This is a genomic window from Streptomyces sp. NBC_01465, from assembly GCF_036227325.1.
Lineage (GTDB): Bacteria > Actinomycetota > Actinomycetes > Streptomycetales > Streptomycetaceae > Streptomyces.
The window spans coordinates 3,714,006-3,738,237 of record NZ_CP109467.1; the positions used below are offsets into that span (position 1 = coordinate 3,714,006).

At 67.0% G+C, this 24,232-nt stretch carries 22 protein-coding genes and 1 tRNA gene; 13 read left to right on the forward strand and 10 right to left on the reverse strand.

Going from position 1 to position 24,232, the window contains the following annotated elements:
• Nucleotides 1-43: 43 nt before the first annotated feature.
• Together OG707_RS17480 and OG707_RS17485 are read right to left on the reverse strand one after the other, a co-directional pair.
• On the reverse strand, nucleotides 44-1,381 hold the full coding sequence (locus OG707_RS17480; protein WP_329119255.1) for an FtsX-like permease family protein: 1,338 nt from the start codon (nucleotides 1,379-1,381) through the stop codon (nucleotides 44-46).
• A gap of 3 nt (nucleotides 1,382-1,384) precedes the next feature.
• The gene (locus tag OG707_RS17485; protein WP_329119256.1) at nucleotides 1,385-2,164 is read right to left on the reverse strand and encodes an ABC transporter ATP-binding protein; all 780 of its coding nucleotides are present in this window, start codon (nucleotides 2,162-2,164) and stop codon (nucleotides 1,385-1,387) included.
• 238 nt (nucleotides 2,165-2,402) lie between these two features.
• On the opposite strand from OG707_RS17485, the gene OG707_RS17490 reads away from it, so the two are divergent.
• A complete protein-coding gene (locus tag OG707_RS17490) occupies nucleotides 2,403-3,845 on the forward strand; it encodes an MFS transporter (RefSeq protein ID WP_329119259.1) in 1,443 nt (480 codons plus the stop codon).
• Between the two features lie 46 nt (nucleotides 3,846-3,891).
• Nucleotides 3,892-4,350: a hypothetical protein gene (locus OG707_RS17495; RefSeq protein WP_329119261.1), complete on the forward strand. Its 459-nt coding sequence runs from the start codon at nucleotides 3,892-3,894 to the stop codon at nucleotides 4,348-4,350.
• 1 nt (nucleotide 4,351) lies between these two features.
• Here OG707_RS17495 and OG707_RS17500 read toward each other — a convergent pair whose 3' ends face one another.
• Together OG707_RS17500 and sigJ are read right to left on the reverse strand one after the other, a co-directional pair.
• Nucleotides 4,352-5,185 (reverse strand): arylamine N-acetyltransferase family protein, encoded by an 834-nt coding sequence (locus tag OG707_RS17500; RefSeq protein WP_329119263.1) that lies wholly within the window; start codon nucleotides 5,183-5,185, stop codon nucleotides 4,352-4,354.
• Between the two features lie 17 nt (nucleotides 5,186-5,202).
• Nucleotides 5,203-6,171 carry an RNA polymerase sigma factor SigJ gene (gene sigJ / locus OG707_RS17505; protein WP_329119265.1) on the reverse strand — a complete coding sequence of 323 codons (969 nt, stop codon included), beginning with the start codon at nucleotides 6,169-6,171 and terminating at the stop codon, nucleotides 5,203-5,205.
• Between the two features lie 144 nt (nucleotides 6,172-6,315).
• On the opposite strand from sigJ, the gene OG707_RS17510 reads away from it, so the two are divergent.
• The 10 genes from OG707_RS17510 to OG707_RS17555 all read left to right on the forward strand — a co-directional run bounded on the left by OG707_RS17510 (nucleotide 6,316) and on the right by OG707_RS17555 (nucleotide 13,506).
• Complete coding sequence (locus tag OG707_RS17510) at nucleotides 6,316-6,789, forward strand: carboxymuconolactone decarboxylase family protein (RefSeq protein ID WP_329119268.1); 474 nt, start codon at nucleotides 6,316-6,318, stop codon at nucleotides 6,787-6,789.
• A gap of 28 nt (nucleotides 6,790-6,817) precedes the next feature.
• A complete protein-coding gene (locus OG707_RS17515; protein ID WP_329119270.1) occupies nucleotides 6,818-7,177 on the forward strand; it encodes a DoxX family protein in 360 nt (119 codons plus the stop codon).
• 74 nt (nucleotides 7,178-7,251) lie between these two features.
• The gene (locus OG707_RS17520) at nucleotides 7,252-7,428 is read left to right on the forward strand and encodes a hypothetical protein (RefSeq protein ID WP_329119272.1); all 177 of its coding nucleotides are present in this window, start codon (nucleotides 7,252-7,254) and stop codon (nucleotides 7,426-7,428) included.
• A 138-nt stretch (nucleotides 7,429-7,566) separates the two neighbouring features.
• Nucleotides 7,567-8,007 (forward strand): VOC family protein, encoded by a 441-nt coding sequence (locus OG707_RS17525; RefSeq protein ID WP_329119274.1) that lies wholly within the window; start codon nucleotides 7,567-7,569, stop codon nucleotides 8,005-8,007.
• Nucleotides 8,008-8,098: 91 nt separating this feature from the next.
• Complete coding sequence (locus OG707_RS17530) at nucleotides 8,099-8,614, forward strand: MarR family winged helix-turn-helix transcriptional regulator (protein ID WP_329119276.1); 516 nt, start codon at nucleotides 8,099-8,101, stop codon at nucleotides 8,612-8,614.
• 45 nt (nucleotides 8,615-8,659) lie between these two features.
• Complete coding sequence (locus OG707_RS17535) at nucleotides 8,660-9,082, forward strand: DUF3291 domain-containing protein (protein ID WP_329119277.1); 423 nt, start codon at nucleotides 8,660-8,662, stop codon at nucleotides 9,080-9,082.
• Nucleotides 9,083-9,986: 904 nt separating this feature from the next.
• A complete protein-coding gene (gene ribB, locus OG707_RS17540; RefSeq protein ID WP_329119279.1) occupies nucleotides 9,987-10,622 on the forward strand; it encodes a 3,4-dihydroxy-2-butanone-4-phosphate synthase in 636 nt (211 codons plus the stop codon).
• A 9-nt stretch (nucleotides 10,623-10,631) separates the two neighbouring features.
• Nucleotides 10,632-11,381, forward strand: a complete 750-nt coding sequence (locus tag OG707_RS17545; RefSeq protein ID WP_329119281.1) for an HAD family hydrolase — start codon at nucleotides 10,632-10,634, stop codon at nucleotides 11,379-11,381.
• The gene (locus OG707_RS17550; protein ID WP_329119284.1) at nucleotides 11,378-12,133 is read left to right on the forward strand and encodes a glucose 1-dehydrogenase; all 756 of its coding nucleotides are present in this window, start codon (nucleotides 11,378-11,380) and stop codon (nucleotides 12,131-12,133) included. Before OG707_RS17545 ends, OG707_RS17550 begins: the two co-directional genes overlap by 4 nt.
• Before the next feature lie 101 nt (nucleotides 12,134-12,234).
• Nucleotides 12,235-13,506 (forward strand): D-arabinono-1,4-lactone oxidase, encoded by a 1,272-nt coding sequence (locus OG707_RS17555; protein ID WP_329119286.1) that lies wholly within the window; start codon nucleotides 12,235-12,237, stop codon nucleotides 13,504-13,506.
• Between the two features lie 368 nt (nucleotides 13,507-13,874).
• Here OG707_RS17555 and OG707_RS17560 read toward each other — a convergent pair whose 3' ends face one another.
• Nucleotides 13,875-14,441, reverse strand: coding sequence for a Uma2 family endonuclease (locus OG707_RS17560; RefSeq protein WP_329119288.1), 567 nt, complete (start codon nucleotides 14,439-14,441; stop codon nucleotides 13,875-13,877).
• Between the two features lie 192 nt (nucleotides 14,442-14,633).
• Between OG707_RS17560 and OG707_RS17565 the strand changes: the two genes are divergently transcribed.
• A complete protein-coding gene (locus OG707_RS17565; protein WP_329119289.1) occupies nucleotides 14,634-15,251 on the forward strand; it encodes an SHOCT domain-containing protein in 618 nt (205 codons plus the stop codon).
• Here the strand turns inward: OG707_RS17565 and OG707_RS17570 are convergent.
• From OG707_RS17570 to OG707_RS17590, 5 genes are all read right to left on the reverse strand, one after another.
• Entirely contained in the window at nucleotides 15,221-15,481 is a 261-nt protein-coding gene (locus OG707_RS17570; RefSeq protein WP_329119291.1) for a hypothetical protein, read from the reverse strand. The genes OG707_RS17565 and OG707_RS17570 overlap by 31 nt on opposite strands.
• A 260-nt stretch (nucleotides 15,482-15,741) precedes the next feature.
• A tRNA-OTHER gene (locus OG707_RS17575) sits at nucleotides 15,742-15,843 on the reverse strand.
• Between the two features lie 119 nt (nucleotides 15,844-15,962).
• Nucleotides 15,963-16,793, reverse strand: a complete 831-nt coding sequence (locus OG707_RS17580; protein WP_329119293.1) for a DUF6193 family natural product biosynthesis protein — start codon at nucleotides 16,791-16,793, stop codon at nucleotides 15,963-15,965.
• Nucleotides 16,794-16,889: 96 nt separating this feature from the next.
• Complete coding sequence (locus OG707_RS17585) at nucleotides 16,890-17,267, reverse strand: hypothetical protein (RefSeq protein ID WP_329119296.1); 378 nt, start codon at nucleotides 17,265-17,267, stop codon at nucleotides 16,890-16,892.
• A gap of 24 nt (nucleotides 17,268-17,291) precedes the next feature.
• The gene (locus OG707_RS17590) at nucleotides 17,292-24,224 is read right to left on the reverse strand and encodes a polymorphic toxin-type HINT domain-containing protein (protein ID WP_329119298.1); all 6,933 of its coding nucleotides are present in this window, start codon (nucleotides 24,222-24,224) and stop codon (nucleotides 17,292-17,294) included.
• Nucleotides 24,225-24,232 lie beyond the last annotated feature (8 nt).

The window sequence follows — 24,232 nt, forward strand, 5'->3', positions numbered from 1 at the left end:
CCCGCGATCATGGCATCCCGGGCGGCGGGGCATCCCACCCCCATCAGGCGGCCAGAGCGACCGCACCGACCGCCGGGGTCCGCAGCACCCGCCGGGCCGTGCCCAGGCTGGTGCCGAGCGTGGCCGCCGCGGCGATCGCGACGATGGCCAGCCAGATGCCGAGCCCCTGGTCGGGGAGGACCGAGTCCGTACGGACCGAGGTGAAGGCGATGATCCCGGCGAGCCCCGAGATGCTGCCGAAGAAGACGCCGGTCAGTGTCAGCACGAGCCCCTCGCAGCCGACCATCCCCAGGACCTGCCCGGGGGTGGCCCCGGCGAGACGCTGCTGGCCGAACTCCTGGCTGCGGTAACTCGTCGCCGCGTACAGGCTGTTGATCAGCATGATGCAGGAGAAGACCACGATGATCCCGACGACCACCAGGTTGAGCGTCTCCAGGTTCTTGTCGTCGACCGACTTGGTGAGGCCCGACGCCTTGATCGCGTCGCTCTCGACGGCCTGCATGTAGAGCGTCGCCGTCGCCATCCCGATGAAGAGGATCAGCGGCATCAGGATTCCGGCCAACTCCCCTGCCCTGCGGCGCATGTTGAGTACGGCCAGATAGCCGCTCGCCCCTCCGAGGGCGGCCAGCGGCCGCTCCAGCACTCCGAGCAGACCCTGCAGCAGCATCGGCGAGAAGACCGCGAAGCCGACCGCGAGGAGGATCGATCCGTACGCGGCGGGCGCCATGGCCATCGGGTCGGTGGAGTCCATCGCGAAGGTGGTCAGGACGGCTCCACCGCCGGCCACGAGAGCACCGTAACCGGCGAACTTCCGTCCCCTGCCCGGGGTTTTACGCACTCCGGCGGCGGCCCGCGTCGCCCGCCGCACCGCCAGGAACGCGGCGCCGACGGAGGCGATCAGGGCGATGGAGATGCCCGACGAGAGAGCGATCGGCCCGAAGGAGTACTGCACGCTCTTCGCCACCTGGCCGCTGTCCTGGAACATCCCCAGGAGCGCCCGCCCGGCCAGCATCGCAGGACCGATCGCGAGCAGCGCCCCGACGAGCCCGACCGCGGCCGCCTCGCCGACGACCATCCGCTTGATCTGCGCGGGAGTTGCCCCCGTCGAGCGCAGCAGAGCGATCTCCGACGACCGCTGGCGGACATTGACCGTCAGCGTGGAGGCGACGGCGAAGAAGACGAGCAGCGAGCCGTACCCGCCGACGACGGACGCCGCCGTGGAGAGCGACTCCGAGCTGACGGAGTCGACGCCCGCGCCGCCCGCCGTGTCGTGCATCGAGTTGAACGTCATGATGATCGCGGCCCCCAGGAAGGCGGACAGCAGCGTCGCGGCGAAGCGCCCCGGACGGAGCCGGATCGAGCGCAGGGCGAGAGTGAACATGGCTCACACCTCCAGGAGGGTGTCGTCGCCGAGGTGCGCGAGGCGCTCGGCCACCGCGTCCACGGTCGGTGCGTGCAGCTCGCCCGCGAGGCGGCCGTCCGCGAGGAAGAGCACGGAGTCGGCGTACGAGGCGGCCACCGGGTCGTGGGTCACCATCACCACGGTCCGCCCGTGGACCCGTACCGCCTGCTGCAGCAGCCGCAGCACATCGCGTGCGCTGCGGGTGTCCAGCGCCCCGGTCGGCTCGTCGGCGAAGACGACGCTCGGCTCGGTGACCAGGGCGCGGGCGATGGCGACGCGCTGGCGCTGGCCGCCCGAGAGCTGGTCGGGGCGGTGGCCGAGGCGGTCGCCGAGACCGACCTGGGTGAGGATCTGCCGGGCGCGCTCGCGGTCGACGCGGCGGCCGGCGAGCCGCAGCGGGAGGGTGGTGTTCTGGGCGACGGTCAGGGTGGGCAGCAGGTTGTACTGCTGGAAGACGAAGCCGATCCGCTGCCTGCGGAACTTGGTCAGTTCGGCCTCGGTGCCGCCCGTCATCTCCTCGCCGTCGACCCGCACGATGCCGCTGTCGGGCCGCTCCAGGCCGGCCGCGCACTGCAGGAGCGTGGACTTGCCGGAGCCCGAGGGGCCCATCACGGCGGTGAAGGTCCCGGCGGGGAGGCCGAGCGTCACGCCGTCGAGGGCGGTGACGGCGCTGTCGCCGGTTCCGTAGCTCTTGGTGACCGATACGAGCCGCAGGGCCGTGGCGGCCCTGCCGGTCTGTGTCTGGTTCTTGCGGGCGAACATCCTGGTCAACTCCCTCGTGGCACCTGCTCTGTGCTGTCGGGTTCGACGCTACGGAGGACGGGCGGCGCGATCGATGGCCGTAAACACCGAGCCCGGGGTGTACCTGAGCGCACCCACGGTGCACCGGCCAGCATCCAAAACGGTTCCACAGTTCCATTAGCGCGTCTGCCCTGCTACGGTGAACCCACTTAACGGAACCACAAACCCGTTAAAGCTCCTGCCTCAGGAAGGGCACGCCATGTCCGCACCCACGCAGACCCGTCCGCACTCCACCGCTTCACCACGCGCCTCCCATATGACGGGCCGTCAAAAGCTGGTCCTCACCCTCCTCCTGGGCGCCCAGTTCATGATCGCCGTCGACTTCTCGATCCTGAACGTCGCGCTGCCCGTCGTCGGCGAGGGCCTCGGCTTCTCCCTCTCCCACCTCCAGTGGATCGCCACCGCGTTCGCTCTGGCCGCCGCCGGATTCACCCTCCTCTTCGGCCGCGTGGCCGACCTGATCGGCCGCAAGCGCCTCTTCATCGGCGGAATGACCGTCCTCGGCCTCTCCTCGGCCCTCGGCGGACTCGCCACCACCCCCGAAGTCCTCATCACCGCACGGGTGTTGCAGGGCCTCGCCACCGCGGCGGTCACCCCCGCCGGACTCGCGCTCCTCACCACCGCCTTCCGCGAAGGCCCCCTGCGGGAGCGGGCGTTGGGCCTCAACGGCGCCCTGATGTCCGCCGGATTCACCGCAGGAGCCATCCTCGGCGGCCTCCTCACCGACCTCCTCTCCTGGCGCTGGGCCTTCTTCATCAACGTCCCCGTGGCCGCCCTGGTCGTCGCGCTCGCCCCGTCCCTGATCACCGACTCGCGCCCCGCCGTACGCCCCAAGCTCGACCTCCCCGGCGCCGCGACCGTCACCGGCGGCCTGCTGCTCCTCGTCTACGGACTGACGCAGGCGGGCGAATCCGGCTGGACGACCCCCACCACCCTGGCCGCACTCCTCGCCGGCCTCGCCCTCCTCGTCGCCTTCTGGTACGTGGAGAAGCGCGCGACAGCGCCCCTGGTCCCGATCCGCGTCCTGAAGCGCCGCAGCGTCATCTGGGGCAACACCGCGGGCCTGATCGCCTTCGTCACCGAGACGTCGCTGGTCTTCCTGCTCACGCTCTACCTGCAGAAGGTCCTGCACTACTCCCCGCTCGCCACCGGTCTCGCCTTCGGCGTCCTCGGTGCCGGCACCGTCATCGGCGGCACCCTCGGCGGCCGGGCCGTGGGCCGCTTCGGAAGCCGTACGACCATCGTGACCGGAGCCCTGATCCAGACCGCGGCCACCGCCGCCCTCCTGGCCCTCGGCACCTCGGGCGGCTGGATCTGGCTGCTGCTCGCCGCGACCTTCGTCGGCGGAATCGGCAACATGCTGATGATCGTGGGCTTCATGGTCACCGCGACCTCCGGCCTCCCCGACGAGGAGCAGGGCCTGGCCACCGGGCTCGCCACGATGACCCAGCAGGTCGGCATCACCCTCGGCATCCCGGTGATGAGCGCGATCGCCACCGCCCGGATGGGCGCCGGTCAGGGCTCCGACGCGGTCCTGTCCGGGGTGAGCGTCGCGATCCTCGTCAACTCGGCCCTGGTCCTGGCGGGCGCCGTGCTCACCGCAGTGTTCCTGGCACCCCGTCGCGAGTTGCGGCGCCGGTGACCCCGGCCGAAAGTGACAGGGGGGACCCGTCACTGGAGGCGCAGTGGTGCTCGTACTGGAAAACGTGTCGGAAGAAGCCGAGAACGACCTCTACCGCGAGCTGTACGCAGGGCTCCCCGTCCCGATGCCCGACCTGGACGGGGAGCCCTGGCGTCCGCCGTACGGGACCGTCGCGGGGCGCGAGAACGGGGCGCTGGCGGGCTGGACGGTGTTCTTCGCCGAGGAGCCGGGAAGCAGCACTTCCGTACTCCAGTGGCTGCTGCTCGACCGCGAACGGCAGCGCATCACGGACGGGCACAACACCACCCACCCCGGCACCCCGGCGGAGATCGAGATCCTCTCCGCCCTGGCCGCCGAATCGGCCGTCCTGGCCCGCAAGGCGGGGTACGCCCAACTCCGTTGGGGCCAGGCGGAACCCGGCTTCGCGGAGGGCATCGCGACCGCCCTCGGCGCGCAGCCGTTCAACGACGACGAGGGCTACCGCTTCTACCGCCTGTACCTGTAGCTCAGAAGAGCCGCGCGAGCGCCGCGTCGAGCCCCTCGAGCCCCGCCAGATCCACCAGGAAGTACTTCTCCAGGACTTCCCGTACGGCGAGCGGGCTCTCCAGTTCGGTGCGTTCCGAAGGCCCTCCCAGGTGGTGGACCGCGAGGGACGCACCGTTCAGCGCGTACCGCCGGTCCTCGGCCGGGCGGGCAGCCATCAGCCCGGTGACGAAGTGCGACTCCGGGGCGTGCGAGAGGTAGTAGTTGCTGACCTCGTAGTCGACGAGGAGCTGCTCGCGCAGGTCGAAGGAGTACACGGGCCGCCACTGCTCCCGTACGAAGATCTGCTGCACGAAGCCGTCGGCCCCGTCCGTGACGATCCGGAACGGCTCGTGCGGGGTGGTCTGCTCGACCCCGGGCTCCAGCGCCAGCACACCCGTCAGCGTCACCCCGCCGAATCCGGCGTCGACGAGGTACGAGGGCCCGCCCTGCGGGAGTTCGACCCGGAGCAGCATGTGGCTGCGGGCGATGGGCGGGGCGCCTGCGGGCCGGCCCCAGAGGACGCGGGCGGCCAGTCCAGTCGTACGGAAACCGAGCGCGTCCAGCGCCCCCTTCAGCAGCAGGTTCTGCTCGAAGCAGTAGCCGCCGCGGCCGCCCCGCACCAGCTTCTCCGTCAGCCCCTCCGGGTCGAGCCGGACCTCGCGCCCGGTGAATGGGTTGAGGTTCTCGAAGGGGATCGTCCGCGTATGGGCGGCGACGATGCGCCGCAGCGAGGCGAGATCGGCGGCCTGCGGCCCGTCGAGACCGATCCGGTCGAGGTAGGCGGGCAGATCGATGGAGTTCGTGGTCGTGGTCATGCCACCAGGATGCGACCTCAATCCTCCTTGAGGTCAACCCTCTTCTTCTGCGGCAGGAGCCCCTTGTCGGAGACCGGGCCGAGGTGGCCGAGCTTGTCGGGGTTGGCGACGGCGCGGACCGCGTGGATCACACCGTCGGCGATGTCGAGCCCGACCACGCTGAGCACGCACTCCTGGTCGTCGTACGTGATCAGGCCGGGCCGGCCGTTGACCAGGGCCGCCCGGACCGTGCCGCCGAGGCTCCGGGTGCGGCGGAATCCGGCGACGAGCATCCGCATGACGCCGGCGCGTCCGGCCACCGGGGTCGCGAGCGCCATCGCCTTGCCGCCGCCGTCCCCGTGGAGCACGACGTCGGGCGCGAGCATGCCGAGGAGCGCGTCCAGGTCACCGCCGTCGGCGGCGTCGAAGAACCGCCGGGCGAGCTCCTGGCCCTCCGCACGCCGCTCCGCGACCGGCGCGCTGTCGCTCAACTCCCCCTGCTCGGCAAGGTGTTGCCGGGCACGGGCGAAGATCTTCCGGCAGTTCGCCTCGGTCTTGCCGGTGGCCGCAGCGACCTCCGGATATCCGTACCCGAACACCTCGCGCAGCATGAAGACCGCGCGCTCCACCGGCGAGAGGGCTTCGAGCAGGACGAGGAAGGCCATGGAGAGCGAGTCGGCCAACTCGGCGTGCTCGACGGGGCCGTCCGCCCCGTCACCTGTCACAACGACCGGCTCGGGCAGCCAGTTCCCCACGTACGTCTCGCGCCGGACCCGCGCGGACCCCAGGTAGTTGATGCCGAGCCGCGTCACCGCCGTGGTCAGGTACGCCTTCGGGGCGGCGATGTCCGTACCCGCCAGGCCCGCCCGGGTCAGCCCGAGGAAGGCGTCCTGGACGATGTCCTCGGAGTCACCGACGGAACCCGTCATTCCGTACGCGATGGAGAACAGCAGCGGCCGATACCCGGCCACGCCTGCCTCAACTGCCGTCCCACTCGACCCCGTCACGGAACCCCTCCCACCGACTCGTCTCGCCCCGCAGCGTATCCGGCACTCCCCCAAGGAGACGCAGGTCACATCCACGGCCGTCACAGGCGGCCGGGGTGCTCTGTCTTAGAGGGGTGACAGCGAACAACGACACAGGAGTTCACGATGACTGCTCGTATCAACCCGATGGCCAGCCCGATCGCGGCGAAGGCCATGAAGCACCTCATCGCCTCGCACCACGCGCTCGCGGAGTCGACGGTGCCCGCGGCGACGCGCGAACTGGTGATGATCCGCGCGAGCCAGATCAACGGCTGCTCGGGCTGCCTCGACATGCACACCAAGGAAGCCGCGCACGCGGGCGAGACGACGACACGCCTGAACCTGGTCGCGGCCTGGCGCGAGGCCACGGTCTTCACCGACGCCGAGCGTGCGGCCCTGGAACTGACCGAGCAGGGCACCCGCATCGCGGACGGGGCGGGCGGTGTGTCGGACGAGGCCTGGGAGAACGCGGCCAAGCACTACGACGAGGACGAACTCGCGGCCCTGGTCATCGTCATCGCCCTCATCAACTCCTTCACGCGCATGAACGTCATCACCCGCCAGCCGGGCGGCAACTACCGCGCCGGCCAGCTCGGCTGACCCGCTCGCCCCGGCAAGGAGAAACCCGATGAACACCGCACTGTGGATCGTCGCCGGACTGCTGGCCGTCGTCTTCACGACCGGCAGCGCCTCCAAACTGTTCATGTCCCGGGAGAAGATCATCGCCTTCCCCGGCGGGAGCTGGGCCGAGGACTTCGGCGCGGGCTCCATCAAGTCGATCGGAGCCGTGGAATTCCTGGCCGCACTGGGCCTGGTCCTGCCCGCCGCACTGGACATCGCACCGGTCCTGGTCCCTGTCGCGGCGGTCGGGGTGGCCGTGCTGATGACGGGCGCGGCCCTCGTACGCCTCCGCCGCCACGACCTCGCCATCGCCGTCGACCTCGTCTACCTCGCCCTGGCCGTCTTCGTCGCGTGGGGGCGCTTCTGACCCGGATCCCGCCCACGGACCGACCGTGGCAGAGTGAGCCGCCGATCATCGAACTCGGCCCGGAGGCACCCGACATGGCGCACGCGCGCAGCCCGCGACACCTCGTCTTCACCGACGTCGACGAGACCCTCATCAGCGCCAAGAGCATGCTGGAGATCCTCCGGCTCCACCTGCTGCTCACGCACGGCGATGCGGGCCACGCGGAGTACGAGCGGGCCCGCGAGCGGTTCGCCGCGGCGTACGCCCGATGACCCGCACCGCACGCCCGCCACGCCCTGACGGCCACACCTCACTTACCGCCTCCCGCTGACTAGCCTGACGGCAACGGATGTCGAGAACGCACACCCGGCTCCGTCCCAGTCACACAGCGGAAGAGGGAGAGAACAGGCATGACGATTCAGCGGATGGACAACGTAGGCATCGTGGTCGCGGACATGGATGCAGCCATCGCGTACTTCGTGGAACTCGGCCTGGAGCTGGAGGGCAGGACGGAGGTCAAGGGCCAAGTCGCCGACCGGTGCACCGGCCTCGACGGCGTCCACTGCGACATCGCGATGCTCAGGACCCCGGACGGCCACAGCCGCCTGGAACTGTCGAGCTACCGCACCCCCGCACCGATCACCCCCGCGCAGCGCAACCAGCCGCACAACATCCTGGGCACGCACCGCGTGATGTTCGCCGTCGACGACATCGAGGACACGGTGGCCCGCCTGCGCCCGCACGGCGGCGAACTCGTAGGCGAGATGGCCCGCTTCGAGGACAGCTACCTGCTCTGCTACGTCCGCGGCCCGGAGGGCATCATCGTGGGCCTGGCCGAGCAACTGACCTGATCCCTCACCACAGTTGAATGATTTCTGATGTTGACGACCGCACGACAAGTGCTACTCTCGCGTCAAAATTTTCAACGTTGAAGGGTCCCTTGTGGAGCGCGACGCCGTCGACCTCATCGTGGAACAGTGGGCGCACGCCCGCCCCGACCTCGACGCGTCGCCCGTGCACGTTCTCGGCCGCCTATCCCGGGCGACCCGCATCGTCGAGCGCGAGTTCCAGTCGCTCTTCAGTGAATTCGGCCTGCAGATAGGCGAGTTCGACGTCCTCGGAACACTCCTCCGCGCCGGCACCTCCGGCCGCATGACCGCGGGAGAGCTGGCCCGCCACGCGATGAAGACGGCCGGCGCCATCACCAACCGGCTCGACCGGCTCGTCGCCAAGGGCTACGTCACACGCGACCTCGACCCCGCCAACCGCCGCACGGTCGTCGTCGCCCTCACCCCCGCGGGCCGCGAGCTCATCGACCGCGTCGTCGTCGCCCACTTAGAAAACTCACGGCGACTGCTCACCGCGCTCGACCCGCACCGGCAGGGCGACCTCGCCGCCACCCTGCGCACCCTGCTGATCGGCCTCGGCGACAACGCCGGCGCGGCAGACGAGACCTGAGCAAACCCCCCGGCAAGCACCACGCCACTACCGAGGAGTACGTCGATGCCCACCCTGCCCTGGACCACCCCCAGCTCTCCCGAAGGCCACGAGACGGCGCTGATCATGGCGTCGCGCTTCGAGGTCCGGAGCCCCAAGGACGTACCCCGGTTCTTCCTCAACTCGCTCGCGGCCTGGCGCCAGGTCCGCAAGGCTCCGGGCTGCTTCGGCGCCTCGCTCGTCGCCCGGCCCGTCAAGCGGACGTTCCAGACGCTGTCCGCCTGGGAAAGCCGCGAGCAGCTCATGACGTACGTCCGGACGGAGCCGCACCGCTCGATCATGAAGTCGATGCGCCCCACGATGAGAGATTCGACGTTCGTGTACTGGGACGCCTCCGCCGCCGATCTCCCGATCAGCTGGGCCGAGGCCGGAAGACGACTCGACGAACAGTCGGCCGGACATGAAAAAGCCCCAGGTCACGGCGAGTGAGTCCTGGGGTGATTCCGAGCCGCCTTCGGGATTCGAACCCGAGACCTACGCATTACGAGCACGGTAGCGATCATGCCGACGCGTGTTGAACGATCGCATTAGATCCCGTCTTCGCAGATCAGGGCACCTGCCACCGTCCTGCTGTGCAGGCCCCGTGCCGCACCGTCCAAAGGCGTCCGCGCTCCCCCTGCGCTCCCCTGAGTGCGCTTCGCGGCTACGGCACGCCAGGCATCCACCTCCATCTCGGTCACAAGTGCCTCTTGTTCGCTCCCGACAAGGCGGGGAGCGCGGTTTCAACGCGGCAAGCCGTATCGGGTGCTTGGTGCTTCCCGGTCTGGGGGTGTTTACGAAAAGGCGCACGAGCGCCGCACCAGACACTCCCGACGGTCATCCCTCTGGGGGAAGGCACCCGGCCGGAGGTCGGTTTCGGCGTGGTCGCGTGATGCCCGGTCCGATGCCAGGTGACGCCGTAACGGCCTTCGCCGTGGCCCTCTTGCGCGGCTGCCTCGTCACCCGCGGCCCGGCCATCGGCGCGATCCCGACCAACTCCGGGCTGGTGGTTTTCGGACCGCTCTTCGATGCTGATGCCCCTCCACCGTCAACCCGTCAGTCGGGAGTTCATACCGCTTGGGGAATCTTCGTTTGGTCTGCGGGTTCGGTTCAGGGGCTGCTGGCCTGATCGCGACTGCTTCAGGGATGGTGCGAGGTTGCCGGTGGCCGCCCGAGCGGCTCGGTGAATCCCTTGAGCGAGCCGGGGGGCGCCACCCTCCGCCCCTCAGGTCGAGGCCGGCGATGCCGGAACGCTCCCTCGCAGTGGCGGAAAAACGATCCAGCTCGGACAACGCTCACTACGTTCCGCGTCTGATTCACTACGCCTCGTATTCGGTGAGATGAGTGGAGACGCATGATGCTCGATGCTGTGGAAGTTGCGGTCGCGGAGTTCGCGGCGGGCCGCCCGGTCGTGGTGGTCGATGACGAGGACCGCGAGAACGAGGGCGATCTGATCGTCGCGGCATCGGAGATGACCGCCGAGATCATGGCGTTCATCATCCGCCACACCGGCGGTGTGGTGTGCGTGGCGATGGAGGGCGCGGACCTGGACCGGCTGGAGCTGCCACCGATGTGCAGCGACAACCAGGACCCCAAGGGGACGGCGTTCACGGTGTCCACCGATGCGCTGGGGTGTTCCACGGGAATCTCGGCTGCCGATCGGGCGCTGACGGTCCGCACACTGGGCGATCCGTCCGCGCTGCCCGGGCAGTTCATGCGGCCGGGGCACGTGTACCCGCTGCGCGCCGCCGAGGGCGGCCTGTTGTCCCGGCGCGGTCACACCGAGGCCGGGGTGGAGCTGGCCCGGCTGGCCGGGCTGGCGCCGGCAGCGGCCATCTCGGAGGTCATCAACGACGACGGCACGATGACTCGGCTGCCGCAGTTGCGGCTGTTCGCCGACGAGCACGATCTCAAGCTGATCTCGATCGAGCAGCTCGTCGCCTTCCAGGAGCGTGCCCTGACCGACTCGGCCCCCGTAGGCAGGGGTTGAGTGTCCCCGGTGGAAGGCGTACGACCCACCGCACCCGGCCCGAACGTCGCAACAGCGATGACCGGGCTGTCCGGTGAGGTCCTCCCCGGCATCGGGGGTGTGGTGTTCGACCTGGATGACACCCTGCTGGCCAGTGGGCCGGTGTGGGTGGAGTGCTGGCGCGAGCACTGTGAGCGGGCCGGACGCCCGTGGAGTCCTGAAGTCGCCTCCCGGTGTGTGGGGTCGGGGCAGTGGAGTGAGCACCTGGCCGACTGGTGCGGCGGCGATGCGGCCCAGTTGGAGGCGTCGTGCACCGACTACATGGTCGTCGCGCTCGCGGAAGGCCGTGTCGAGCCGCTCGACGGAGCGTTGGAACTGATCGCCACAGCGGCGGACCGAGTGCCCGTCGCACTGGCCTCGGCGGCACCGCGCCGGTTCGTGGACGCGGCCGTAGCCGCCTTCGAGTTGGGCCGATTCCTGCAGGCCATCGCGTACGCCGACGAGGTCACCCACGGCAAACCCGCACCCGACATCTACCTCCGTGCGGCCCGGCGCCTGCAGCTGCCTCCCGGCCGGTGCGTGGCGGTGGAGGACTCCGGCAGCGGAATCCTCGCGGCATACCGTGCCGGCCTGCAGGTTCTGGCCGTCCCCAACAGGGCGCACCCGCCGGCACCAGAGGCACTGCAGTTGGCGGCTCACCGTGCCGACACCGGCTCGGTGGCCGTGAAGATCCTCATTGATCTCCTTGACCGGACCGCGGAACCAGGCGGGCTCACGTGATCAACCAGCTCTTCGACGTCAACGGCCGTACGGCCCTGATCACCGGCGCCACGCGCGGCATCGGGCTCACGTTCGCCCGCGCCCTGGCCGAGGCCGGCTGCCGGGTCGTACTCAACGGACGCGACCGGGCCCGGCTCGAGGAGGTCGCCTCGGACCTGCCGGGCCAGGTGCACACCAGCCCCTTCGACGTCAGCGACCCGGCAGCGGTCGAGCGGGCGATCGCCGGGGTCGAGGAGCAGGTCGGGGAACTGGACATCCTGGTGAACAACGCCGGCATCCACCCCCGGGGCCCGCTCACCGAACTCACCGACGCCCACTGGTTGCAGACGCTGGACACGAACGTCACCGGCGCGTTCCTGACGGGCCGCGCCGCCGCCCGCCGCATGGTCCCGCGTGGCCGCGGAAAGATCATCAACGTCTGCTCCATCCGCTCCGACCTCGCCGCCCCCGGCACGGCCGCGTACACCACCAGCAAGGGCGCGCTGAAGATGCTCACCAAGAGCATGTGCGCCGATCTGGCCCCGTACGGCATCCAGGTCAACGGCATCGGCCCCGGCCGGATCGTCACCGACATGACCCGCGCCCAGTTCGACGACAAGGACCACCACGCCCAGGTGTGCGCCCGTACCCCGGCCGGCCGTTGGGGGCAGCCCGAGGACCTGGTCGGCGCCCTCATCTACCTTGCCTCGCCCGCTTCCGCGTACGTCAACGGGCACATCCTGTGCGTCGACGGCGGACTGACCAGCGTCTGATCCCGGGCCGGCGCTTCCCTTCGAACCCACAAGCACCGTCCGGCCTGACCAGGCCCGGCACTCCACCACCGCGCAACGGCGCGCGAGACGAGGTACCGCACATGACCGAGAAGCTGACCAACTGGGCCGGAAACGTGGCCTTCCGCGCACAGGAGATCAACCGGCCCATCTCCCTCAGGGAACTGCAGCACACGGTGGCACGCAGCTCCAAGGTGCGCGCCCTGGGCAGCCGGCACTCCTTCAGCGACATCGCGGACACCGGCCGGACCTTGGTGTGCTTGGACGACCTGCCGCCCCTGTTCGAGATCGACTCCGCGGCCGCCACCGTCCGTATCACCGCGAGCATGCGCTACGCGGAGCTGGGGCGACGCCTGCACGAACAGGGCTGGGCCCTGCACAACCTCGCCTCACTGCCCCACATCTCCGTCGCCGGAGCCTGCGCCACGGGCACCCACGGCTCGGGTGACGCCAACGGGAACCTGGCGACCGCCGTCACGGCGCTGCAGATGGTCACCGCAGACGGCGAGGTGGCCGAGCTCGACCGCGACCAGGACGAGGACCGCTTCCACGGCACCGTCGTGGCACTGGGCGCCCTGGGGATCGTGACCCAGGTGACCCTCGACCTCGTGCCCACCTTCGAGGTGGAGCAGTACGTCTACCAGGACCTGCCCTTCGAGGCGCTGACCGAGCACTTCGCCGAGATCTTCGCCAGCGCCTACAGCGTGAGCCTCTTCACCGACTGGAGCGGCCCCCGCATCAACCAGATGTGGCTCAAGCGCAAGCAGGACGACACCGGTTCGCCCCTCCCGGGGACCCATTGGCTCGGCGCACGCCTGTCGGACATCCCGCTCAACCCGCTGCCCGGCATGTCCCCGGTCCACGCCACCCAGCAACTCGGCGAGGCCGGTCCCTGGCACGAGCGACTGCCGCACTTCCGCTCCGACTTCACCCCTGGCTACGGCAACGAACTGCAGTCCGAGAACTTCGTACCCCGCCGGCACGCCGTCGCCGCCCTGCGCGCCCTGGACGACATCCGCGCCCACATCGCGCCCCTCGTGCAGATCTCCGAGGTCCGCACCATCGCCGCGGACGAGCTGTGGATGAGCCCCGCTCACCAACAGGACATCGTGGCCTTCCACTTCACGTGGACCAACGACACCACAGCGGTCCTGCCCGTCCTGGCCATGATCGAGGAACGCCTGGCCCCGTATGCGTCCAGGCCACACTGGGGAAAGCTCTTCACCACCTCGTCCGCCACCCTGCAGTCGCGCTATCCGCGTTTGCCGGACTTCCGGAAGCTGGCCCGCCACTGGGACCCGACCGGGAAGTTCACCAACGACTTCCTCGACCGCACCGTCTTCGCGGACCTCTGAACCCTGCGTACGATGCCGATCCCTCAGCACCCGGTCCGCCCTGCTGGCTTGGCTGTCGGGGTGGCGTGATTGCGCACAAGGCGCACGGAGGCGCCCGCCCCTCGGCCCTAGAACGCCCCGGACATGAAAAACCCCAGGTCACGGCGAGTGAGTCCTGGGGTGATTCCGAGCCGCCTTCGGGATTCGAACCCGAGACCTACGCATTACGAGGGCCTGCAAGATCGTTACGGGTGGTTCTGGGGCGTCCCGATGGATGACGTTTCAGCTGGTCAGAAGCGTATGACCATGACTGCCGATCCGGCCTCGTGCCGCCCAGTCCGCTCACGCAGGGCTCACGCAAATTGGCATGCCGCTCGCCGGCGTGGGACTCAGATGCGACCGAGGTCGACTTTGACCGGGAAGGGCGCCGAGACCTTGACGACACCGGTGAACACGTCCCCGTCCCGGTAGGCCCTGGTAGCCGGATCGAGCACGTAGGTGTACACCAGCGGGACCCCGGTCGCAGCCTGCTCGACCCGCCAGTAGAAGGCGATGCCGGCCTTCGCGTACTGGTCCGCCTTCACGATCCGGTCGGTGGTCTCCGACCCTGGCGAGACAACCTCCACGACCAGCAGCACATGCTCCGGCCGGGTGGGCGAGACATCGATCGTGTCCGCGCGATACACGACAACATCCGGACGCCGATTGGTGAGCGGAACATCCTGCAGACGGACGTCGAAGTCGGTATCGGCGTTCCACTCCGGCTCCGCGGCAGCCTCCAAGGCATTCGCCAGAATCCGGGCGAGCCGGTTGTGGCGCTTGGACGCACTGGGGCTCACGACGACCATCCCGTCCACGATCTCGATCCCCGCACACTGCTCCTCGGACCAAGAGTCGTACTGCTCCGCAGTGATCTGCTCGTGCATCCACGCAGGAGCCACCGTCTCGGCAGTCATGACGCACCTCCTGGACACCATGCAAGCGGGCCCGATCCCGCTGCGTTCAGCGTACTGCCCCAGCCCCTGACCGTGCTCGGAAGATGTGCCCAGCGCGAGAGGCGTTGAAGGTGTTGCCCTGGGCGAGGAGCGCGCGACACTGGGCCGAGGCGTGAGGCCCGCTCCCATCTTCCAAAGGGGCTGATGAGGATCATGTTCAAGCGTGCCCCGGAGAGAACTGCGCAGAAGGCTGCTGCACACGAGGAAAAGCAGCAGGCTCGTACGGAAGCCGCCGAACAGCGGCAGGCGGACAAGGAAGCACTGAAGGACTGGCGCAAGTTGCACCCTGCCGAGAAGACGATGAACACCGCTGCAATGATGCGCCTTTGGCCGTCCTCCAAGTTCGGCGTGACTGGGCAAGGACCAGTACTCGGCGGCCAGGCCGAGTTCGTCAACGCTGGCGCTCACAAAGCGTGGACGGCAACCAGGCTCGCTGGCGGAGTTGCAACGGGCGGTATCTCAGCCTTGGCGGGACGCAAGAACAAAGGCGCGGCTGTCATCAATGTGACCTTCGGCAACGGAGCTGCACAGACGTACAACGTAAAACCAGACTCCACGACCCTGCGAGCGGCCAACCAGTACGTGAATGCATTCAACGTGCTCGCTTCGCAGTTGGCCGGCGAAATGGGCTCTGCTTCATCGCCCGAAGCAGTTCAACCCAAGCCCCAGTCAGTGGCCGACGAACTCGGCAAGCTCAAGGCCCTCGTCGATCAAGGCGCTCTGACGCAGGACGAGTTCGATCAACAGAAGGCGCGGCTGCTCGGGACGTAGGCTGTCTTCAAAACTCCTGCCTGCCTCGCACCCCCATCGGGCGGATGCCGAGAGCCTGGCGACGCCCCGCTGTCCGCGTGACGCTCGGATGCCGCGAACAACCGCGGGACCTCCTTGAGTCCGATGGCCGGCAGCAGGTCATCCACGTCATCGACCGACCAGCCGCGCCGCTCGGCCTTGAACTCCTTCAGCCGCAGGGTATCGACCTCGCGCATGCCCTTCTCGGCCATCAACAAGACGGTCAGCAGGAACCAGCACGGGTTGCTGGAGACGACGTAGTCAGGCTCGGGCAGGGCCCCACGAATGCACCACAACTGGGAGGTTTGCCGCTCGCCCCCGCCTTCGTCACCTACGCGCCTCCCGCCCACTCCTTCACAGTCAGGCTGTGCTGGACCCTGCACTTCCACGACATCCCGGTCGTGCGGCTCGGCACGCGCCCCGGGCATGAAAAAACCCCAGGTCACGGCGAGTGAGTCCTGGGGTGATTCCGAGCCGCCTTCGGGATTCGAACCCGAGACCTACGCATTACGAGGGCCTTCAAGATCATGACGCGCAGTGCTCCGTGATCACGCTCGATCCGGCTTCACCTGGCCAGAAGGTCGCGACTTCGCCCACCGTGCCGTCCGGTCCGCAGGGAGCCGCCCCGTCCGCTCACGCATCGCTCACGCAAGCGGGGTGTCTGGCAGCGCCACAGGGCGCCACCCTGTCCGCTCACCCATGAGGGCGCCGCCGCGCAAGGAACTCGACGATTGCTGTAGCGGCGTCGGCAAGATCAGCCAACCCGACGCCGACCAGGACCTCATCATCAGATGATCGCATGGAATATAGGCCATTAACCTGCAATTCGATGCAAATCTCACCCGCATCTCTATCGAAGGGGTCGACGGCCAAACGCAATACCTCATGAGAGAAGAACGGAAACAGCTCACTCAGGCGGGGCCTTGAGTGCAGTGCGGCCACCATCTCACGGCGAGAGTCGTAGGTATCTTCCGAAAGGAGGATGTTCCAAGCAGTCTCCACAGGCGTGCCGCGCTCATAACCTTCAGCCATTTTGGAAAAATCAATGAACGGAAATCGCTCCTGCAGAGGCGCAAGTAGCACCCCGCTCCGCCAGGCGTCAATGACATCCGCTAGGTCTTCAAGCGTGGTCGCGCTCCCGTATGCCCATACGAAATCGCCTGCAGCACTGTCAATGGAAATCGAAAAGGCCCTCCTATTCAAGACCGTGCTAACCCTGATAGGTCCGCGACTCGAATCAGCCTCGACAGTTCGATACACACTGAGCCCTTGCTCCGAACCGGGTCGCACGTCACCCAGGTCGAGGCTCCGCTCTTCGGCGACACGGCGAAGTGCCCGAGATAGACCACCGAACTCGACAAGTTCTGGATAAAACTTCGCGTCTGGAGCTTCAGCAAAACTCGCCCCCTGCATGCCCATCAGCTTGCACTGCTGGTAGCGAGCCTGGGCCGACGAGGACCCGCCGCCCCGCTCCAGGCACTCCTCGACGCCGTCACCACCGACAGACCCCTTTATCTCTACCACCGGATTTAACGATCTACCGACAGCTATCTGCAAGCAGCAGTATCCAGCCCGGTTACCCGCTACCGAGACTAATAAGTCGAGAAACCCCAGCAGGCATCAATCCGGGATTGATTCCAGGATGTCGAGTGCCGACATTCCAACTTCAATGACTACTTGAAACGAATAGGAGTCATCACACATGGAGAATTCCACTTGCTGCGACATGCGGCTCCTGAACCACGCCACGAGGACTACCACCCCGTGAAGCGGTCCATCGATGTAGAGACATGTGCCCGCCTTGTTGAGCCATGCTTCCACCTCATCGCCTTCGATATCGCAAGTCCATCGCAATCCTCGACCTTCGATCCCGGAATCCGATGGCGTGGACTCCTGGATTTCCGCGCTCGGCCAGTCATCGAGGAGGTGCGAGGATAGCTCTGCTTGCTCGACGCGCCACTCGGATTCCTCGTCATCTGCGAAGACAAGGCATGTCATCCCTGCGCCTCACTCTTTCCGCACTCACTGGACCACCGACACCGCGCCCGGTACCCCATACTTGCTCATCATCCCTTCGAAATATGGTACAGCTGCACTCGTATTGGTAATGATTCTGAGGTTCGTGTACCGGTTTTCGCCATCTCCGATCACAGCCGCATAGCGTCGCATCTCATTCTCAATGTCGGCATCGATGAATCCTTGCACCTTAGCATTCTTGATGCCCGGGGGAACAAATGGGCTCGATTTTCCGCTGACGAACTTCGCATCGAGAATAGAGTCACCGTCAACCCCATCTGCCCAAATCTTCTCGCCTCCACCGTGCAGGCGCACTTCAATCATTCCAGTTGTGGACATCTGGTAATCGCGACTCGCGCCCTTGCCGACAGCAATCCTTAGATTGCTGCTTCCACAAGCATTATGTACGAGGACCGGCGTCTCGCCAGTCAGCACATAGTACGTGTGGAGCTGCTCGACGGTGAGGTTGTACATGTCGGCAGAGCCAGTTCGCACCACTGCGCCAAGGAGGGTCGCCCCCGGGCCAGATTCCACCTTGAGGGCGTGCCCCGGGATCAGCTCTGCAGCTGGCACCCAAGCATGGATCGTTTCGTCCCAGAATGGGTGATTAGACGTGGTGTGTAGCGTTTTAACTCGATCATTTTTGCCGCCGATTGCGAGGTCGATAAGATCGCTATCGTGATGCACAAGTCTTGCTGTAACGGTTCGCGCACCTCGGTGTCGCCCGCTTGTCGGATCAGCGCTTTCTACCTCGTCTCCGGGCTTGATCTCGCTGATCGATTTCTTTCCCCCTCCCTTCATTAGCACCTTGGTGGAGGGGGTGAAGCTGCAGATCGCCCTGGCGGCTTTGGTGAGCGCTCCAAGAAATCTCACGGAACCAATCTCGACTCCACCAACATCAAAGGTAGAAATCGCTTCGCCCTCAACGTCGCATTCCGCATCGTTTCCCATTTTGCATCGAATGTCGGGAACAATGAGTGTCATGTCGCCGATTGCCGACAGCAGCTCTTTGCCCATTTGCTTGTCTGCGTCGATTTCCGCTTGGGTGTAGCAGACGTCGTATTTCGGGTTGGCGCTGACTGGGTTTCCGTAGCACTGGTTTTTCGTAAAGAAGTAGTCGTAGAGCTTCTTCTCTTTCTTCTTCTGCTTTTCGGTGGGCTCGGAATTCTTGCCCATCTGGTATCCGTGCTTGACGCCGGGCTTGCAGTAGGGGTCCGCGGCGCTGGGGCACCAGGCGCCGTTCCCGCGGGCGTTGCCGTGGACGTCGCAGTTGTCGGAGCGGCCGTTGCGGCAGTAGTAGAGGCCGGTGGGGTCCGCGTAGGAAATGGGGCTGCTGTTGCTGTAGCTGTAGCCGTTGATCTGTTGTGGCGCGCCGAGGTCCATGACGGGGTCGGCTGAGAGGAAGCGGCCGGTGTTGGTGTCGTAGGTGCGGGCGCCGAGCTGGGTGAGGCCGGTGGTGTCGTCGATGGTGCCGCCGACGTATCCGTGCTCTCCGGGCCAGTTGGTGGGGCTCTTCCCGCGGGCTGTGCCGAAGGGGGTGGAGCGGCGCTGCTGCATGGTCAGGTCGGTGGAGTTGACGGCTAGTTGGGCGGTGCCGTTCTGGTCGCCGAGGAGGAAGGAGAGTTTGTTGTCGTCGGTGCGGATGGCCTGGTTGCCGCCGCCGAGGTCGTAGTAGCGGGTGGCCGTGGGGGTTGTGGCGCCCTTGGTGAGGGTGAGTTCGGTGGTGCCGAGGTACAGGGTGGTGGCGGAGTCTGTGCGGCGCAGGAGTCGGTTGTCGTCGGCGCCGTAGACGTAGGACGTGGTCTTGGTGCCGCCGCTGCCGTCGGGTTGGGTGACCTTGGCGAGGTGGCCTTCGTCGTCCCAGAGGAGGGTCTGCTGGTCGCCGGCGATGGTGCGGGTGTCGGTATTGCCTGCGAAGTCGTAGTGGTACTTGTCGGCGGAGATCCCGGTGGGCCCGGTGGTGTCGACCTCGGAGAGCGCGTGCGGGTGGGCCGCCTTGGACGGCGGGTAGACGTAGGAGTGCTTGACGTCCTTGGTGCTGTCGCCGCCGGCGTCGTGGTCGGTCTCTGCCGTGCGGTTGCCGGTGAGGTCGTAGCCGAAGGACTGCCAGTACGGGGCCGGGCCGCCCAGGACGGTGCCGCTGGGGGTGCTCGCGCAGGTGGTGGTCGGCTGGGCCCATGCCTCGGTCAGGCGGCCGAGGTAGTCGTAGGTGTAGCACTGGTTGTCGGTGCCGTCGCGGGAGACGTCCGCGATCGAGGTGATCGTGCCGGCTTCGTTGTAGCTGTAGGTGGCGGACTTGTCGGTGCCCGCGACGTCCTCGCGGTTGACGCTGGAGTTGGACAGGCGCTGGGTACCCCACTGGTAGGTGTTGGTGACCTGCGCCTTCTTCGCCCCGAGTGCCTGATACGAGTACTGCAGCGGCTTGCCGGTGAGGCTGTAGATCGCGTCCGTGAGGTAGGTGGCGCCGCCGGTGCCGGTGAGCTTCTTGGTGCGCATCACATCGTCGTAGGTCGGCGTGATGACCTCAGAGGTGAGGCTGCCGGCCGCAGGGTAGCTGGCGGACTGGGTGGTGCCGTCGAGGTTGTACTTGGTGTTCGACTGGTAGGAGCCGGCAAGGCCCCCTTCGGACGCCGGGATCGTGACGGTGGTGCGGTTGGGGCGGTAGAGGGTGTCGTAGAGGCTGTACGTGGTGGTGTATGCATCACCGGTGGCTCCGCCGACGTAGCGGGTGGCGGTGGCGAGCTGGCCCTTGAAGCCGGTGGGGTCCCATACGTGCTTGGTCAGCAGTGGTCCGGAGGCGTCGCCGTCGTGGGACTCCGTTTCACGCCCCAGGCCGTCGTAGATGTGGGTGATGGTCTTGCTGCGGGAGTCGACGGTGTAGATCAGCTGGTTGCGGTCGTCGAAGTGCGATGTGGAGTCGCCCTTGTCCGGGTCGTGGGTACTGGTCTGGTTGCCGCTCTGGTCGTAGCCGTAGCTCCAGACGTTGCCGGCCGCGTCGGTGAGCTTGGCGACCTTGCCCGAGGGCCAGTAGTCGTAGTGCGTAGTGTCCGCGGCACCCGTGGGGGTGGTGCCGTGGTACTGCAGCAGGTCGGTGGTGTTGCCCCGTGCGTCGGTGACCGTGGTGGTGGGGGTTGCCCCCTGGGGCGGGGTGACGGAGGTCCGGTCGCCGAGGTAGCTGGTGAGGGTGGTGGACAGCACCTGGCCGCCGTCGCCGTTGCCCGCCACCTGCTGGGTCTTGATGGCGCGGCCCAGGCCGTCGTAGCTGTTCCAGGTCTGGGTCTCCACGTTCAGCGCGTCATCCAATGCGAGGAGCGTGGTCGAGGGGGCGTCAGTGTTGTAGTACGGCGCGAAATCCTTGACGTCCAGGCCCCGTTCGTCGAGGAACGTGTCCGTGATCAGGCGGCCGCCATCCGGTCCTGGTTGCTGCGTCTGACGCTGGCGCAGGAAGCCGTCGAAGAGGGTGTAGCTGGTGCGCTGCGATCCGTCGTTCTTGAGGGTCTTGGTGCCGACCGCGACGGGGCTGCTGTCGGTGATGCTGTAGGTGTACTCGTAGTTGGGGGTGTCGTTGTTGGCCTTGGAGCGGTTGGGCAGCCACACCTTCAGGTTGCGGCCCAGTGCGTCATAGGTGGTTTCGGTGCGCTTGTTGTTGGTGTCCAGCGCGACCGTCGGCAGGCCGCGCAGCGTGTCGTAGGTCGTGGTGGTGGACTGCGCCGTGGTGGCATCGCCAGCGGTGGCGGGCGCACCGGTCACCTTAGTCGTCGTGGGGAAGCCGGTGGCGGGGGTGTAGACGGTGGTCGTGGTGCGACCGTCCGAGCGCTTGGTGCGGACAGGAGCCGTGTCCTCGGTGGCGGTGACCGTGCCAGTGATGTCCGTGACGGTCAGCGGCCTGCCGTACGAGTCATAGGTGGTGCCGGATTCCAGGTAGGTCGCGGTCGTGCCGTTGTGCGACTTGAGCGTCGCGGTGTTGCTGACCTCGCCCTTGGTGGGGGCTGCCCCATATGCCTGGCCGTCGTAGGCGGTGCGGACGTCGGAGAGGACGTCCTTGGTGCGGTCGGGGGTGTCCGCGCAGGCCACGGCGACCGTCTCGATCCGGGAGGGTTTGTTCAGGATCCAGTCGGTGGCGTTGTCGGCGTAGGTGGTGCGGGTGCACTGGTTGTCCGTCGCGGTGGAGGTGTCCCCCGCATCGTTCTGGACGATGACGCGGCCCGCGGTGTTCTCATGGGTATAGGAGACGTAAGTCTGCCGCCATTTACTGCCCGCGCCATCGTCGAGGGACATCCAGGCGTACGTGTGCTGCGTACCGGTCAGGTTGGCCGTAGTGGTGCCCCAGGAGCGGACGCGCTTGGCCGTCTCGTAGTGCCAGGGCGTGCTGACGGTCTTACTCAGTATCTTGCCGCCCGGCCCGCTGTAGCTCTCGCTCTTGTACTCATAACCGGCAGCCGAATCATGATCAGTGATGGTGCCGCCGTTGTCATCCGAAACTGTGACGGACTTGGTGACAGGTTTAGGGTCGCTGACCAAGCTCGCCCTATCGCCGTCCATGCCGCGCAGGTAGTAGTGGTCGGTCTGCGACTTCATCCCGACCGGGTCCTGGCCGCCGGTCTGCACCCGCACATGCGCGTAACCGCGCCAACTCGACCAGGTCTTGTACTTCTCCTTGCTCAGCCCGTCATCATCATCGAAATGCCAGGCCGCGCCGTCCAGATAGGAATAGCGGGTGACCATGTCCGGGGAAGATTTTGTGCGGTCGGTCTGGGTGACCGCGTCAACTACGTACTTGTTGAACCACTGCAGTGTGGGATCTTCATGGCCTGCTTTGGTGTAGTACACCGGGAAGCACCGGGTGGTATTGGTTTGCGGGGTCGGCAAATTGGCCGCGTCGCAGGTTGCGGCGGAGTAGGTGACATCCGTCTGCCCGCCGGACTCGTCTGCGATCGTCGACAGCCGTTCCTTGATAAACGGTGAGGTGTCGTCCTCATGCGTGTCCAGTCGGTTGGCGCGCTGGTCGTAGCCGAAAGTCACCTTCGGCAGCGGGACGTTGGGGGAGGCCGACTTACCCGTGTGCTGGATAGAAGCCAGGAGCAACTGGTAGTCGATATCGGCCATGCCCCACCTGTGCGTCAGCGTCCACGAGTCCACGGGGGTATACGTTCCTGCGGGCTGCAGGACCTCGGTGGTCACGTCCGTGAGGCGCTTGCGGGTCCAGAAGCTCGGCGAGTACGACTTCGTGCAGTCGACACCGGACTTGCAGTTCAAGTCCCACGGTGTGTCGTACCAGTAGAACGACTTGTCCTCGATCGTCGAGGCGTCGCAGGTCACTCCGGTCTCCGGCAGGCACCGCTCGGAGGAGGTGAAGTCCACCATGGCCAGGGCCTTGGCGGTGTACACCGATGACGACTTCAGCCCGTACTCGATGCGGTCCAATGACCCGCCGCGGTCATAGACCGTTTCGTCGGCCGGCTTGAGGTTGCGGGCGTAGTAGTTGGTTTCCTTGTCGTAGTAGTACGCGATCGCGTTCCCGTGCACATCGACGGCGTAGTCGAGGTTCCACTTCCATGCCTGCTGACACCAAGAGTCGGCAAACGTCGCAGCATGGCAGGGCTCATCGGTGTCGTCGCCGTACACCGGAACGGTCCAGGTGGAGTCGGTGGTCTCATTGCCACTCGCCCAACCCTCCAGCTTGTTGTAGCCGAAGTAGTAGCGGGTGCCGTCGGTGGTGGTAACACGCCAGTACTCGTCGTTGTGCGCACCGTTGGAACGGACGTCGGTGGAGGAGCCGTAGATCCGGTCGACCTTGGTGCCGTCGTCACCCTTGATCTTGAACGTGTCCTTGCCGGTCGAGATCAGCTCGCCCGAGTGCCCGTTGAAGGACAACGAGGCGTTGTCGTAGGCCCAGCACACATCGCCCGGCTTGCTGCCGTCGGCGTTCTTGATCCCGTCGTCGGCGCACGGCTTGTAGGCGCGCTCGATAGACCCCGGCCACAGGTTGAATCCGTCACCGGCCCAGGAGGACTGATTGTTGGAGTTCGCCGTACGGCCGTCGATCCCACCAGAGGAGTAGCTGAGGCCGACCTTGGGCGCGAGCTTCCCCGGCACGCCGGGCACGGGCATGTCGTAGGACCACGAGAAGTCACCCGTGTTGAGGTTCGTGTCCCAGGCCGAGGAGGCCGACAACTGGCTGGCCGTGTAGTCACCGGAGGCGCTGGAGGTACCGGTAGTTGCCGCGAGCACCATCGGCGCGGCAGCGACACTCGGCGATGTGGCCACGGGCAGTGCGGAGGCGGTGAGGGTATGTGTGGTGGTGTCGTTGTCCGTGGCTACCGGTGTGGCGCTCGTGCAGTTCTTGCTGCCGGGGCTGGTCGCCGCGCAGGCGGGCAGGCGCACCAGTTTCAGGCGGGCCGCATACGAACCCCCATATGCCTGGGCGAAGGCGGAGTAGTCCACCTTGACACCAACCGCGTTGCCTGCGGCGCCTTGTTGGGGCTGGAGAGTGAACAGCAGGCCGTCGATCCCGGCGTGCTTGGCCGTCGTCTCGTCCAGGACACGCACGGTGGTCTTGCCCGACAGCGGGGTGCGGTCAGCTGTCGCCCCCTTGGTCGAAGGTGTCTTGCCCTGCGTCTTCGGGACGGTGAGCGCGATCGGCAGACTGCCGGCCGCTGCGGGAGACTTGGCGCTCGGGGTGAGGGTCACGGTGGCCGAGCCGGCCTTGGCCCAGGTGTGCTTGGGTGCCTTTGCGGGCACCCGCGGTTCACTGTCCGCGGGGCGGGGCTTCATCTGCACCCCGTGACCGGTCAGCGGCTTTTCCGAAGCCGGCACCTTGGCCAGGGTGCTTGCCTGCGCGCTCTCGGCGACCGTGGCCTGCAGCAATGCGCCGATCAATACCGTCGAGACCGATAGTGCGATCCTGCGGCGTATCCGCGTGGCCGTCTTGGCTGCCATGAAGTGTT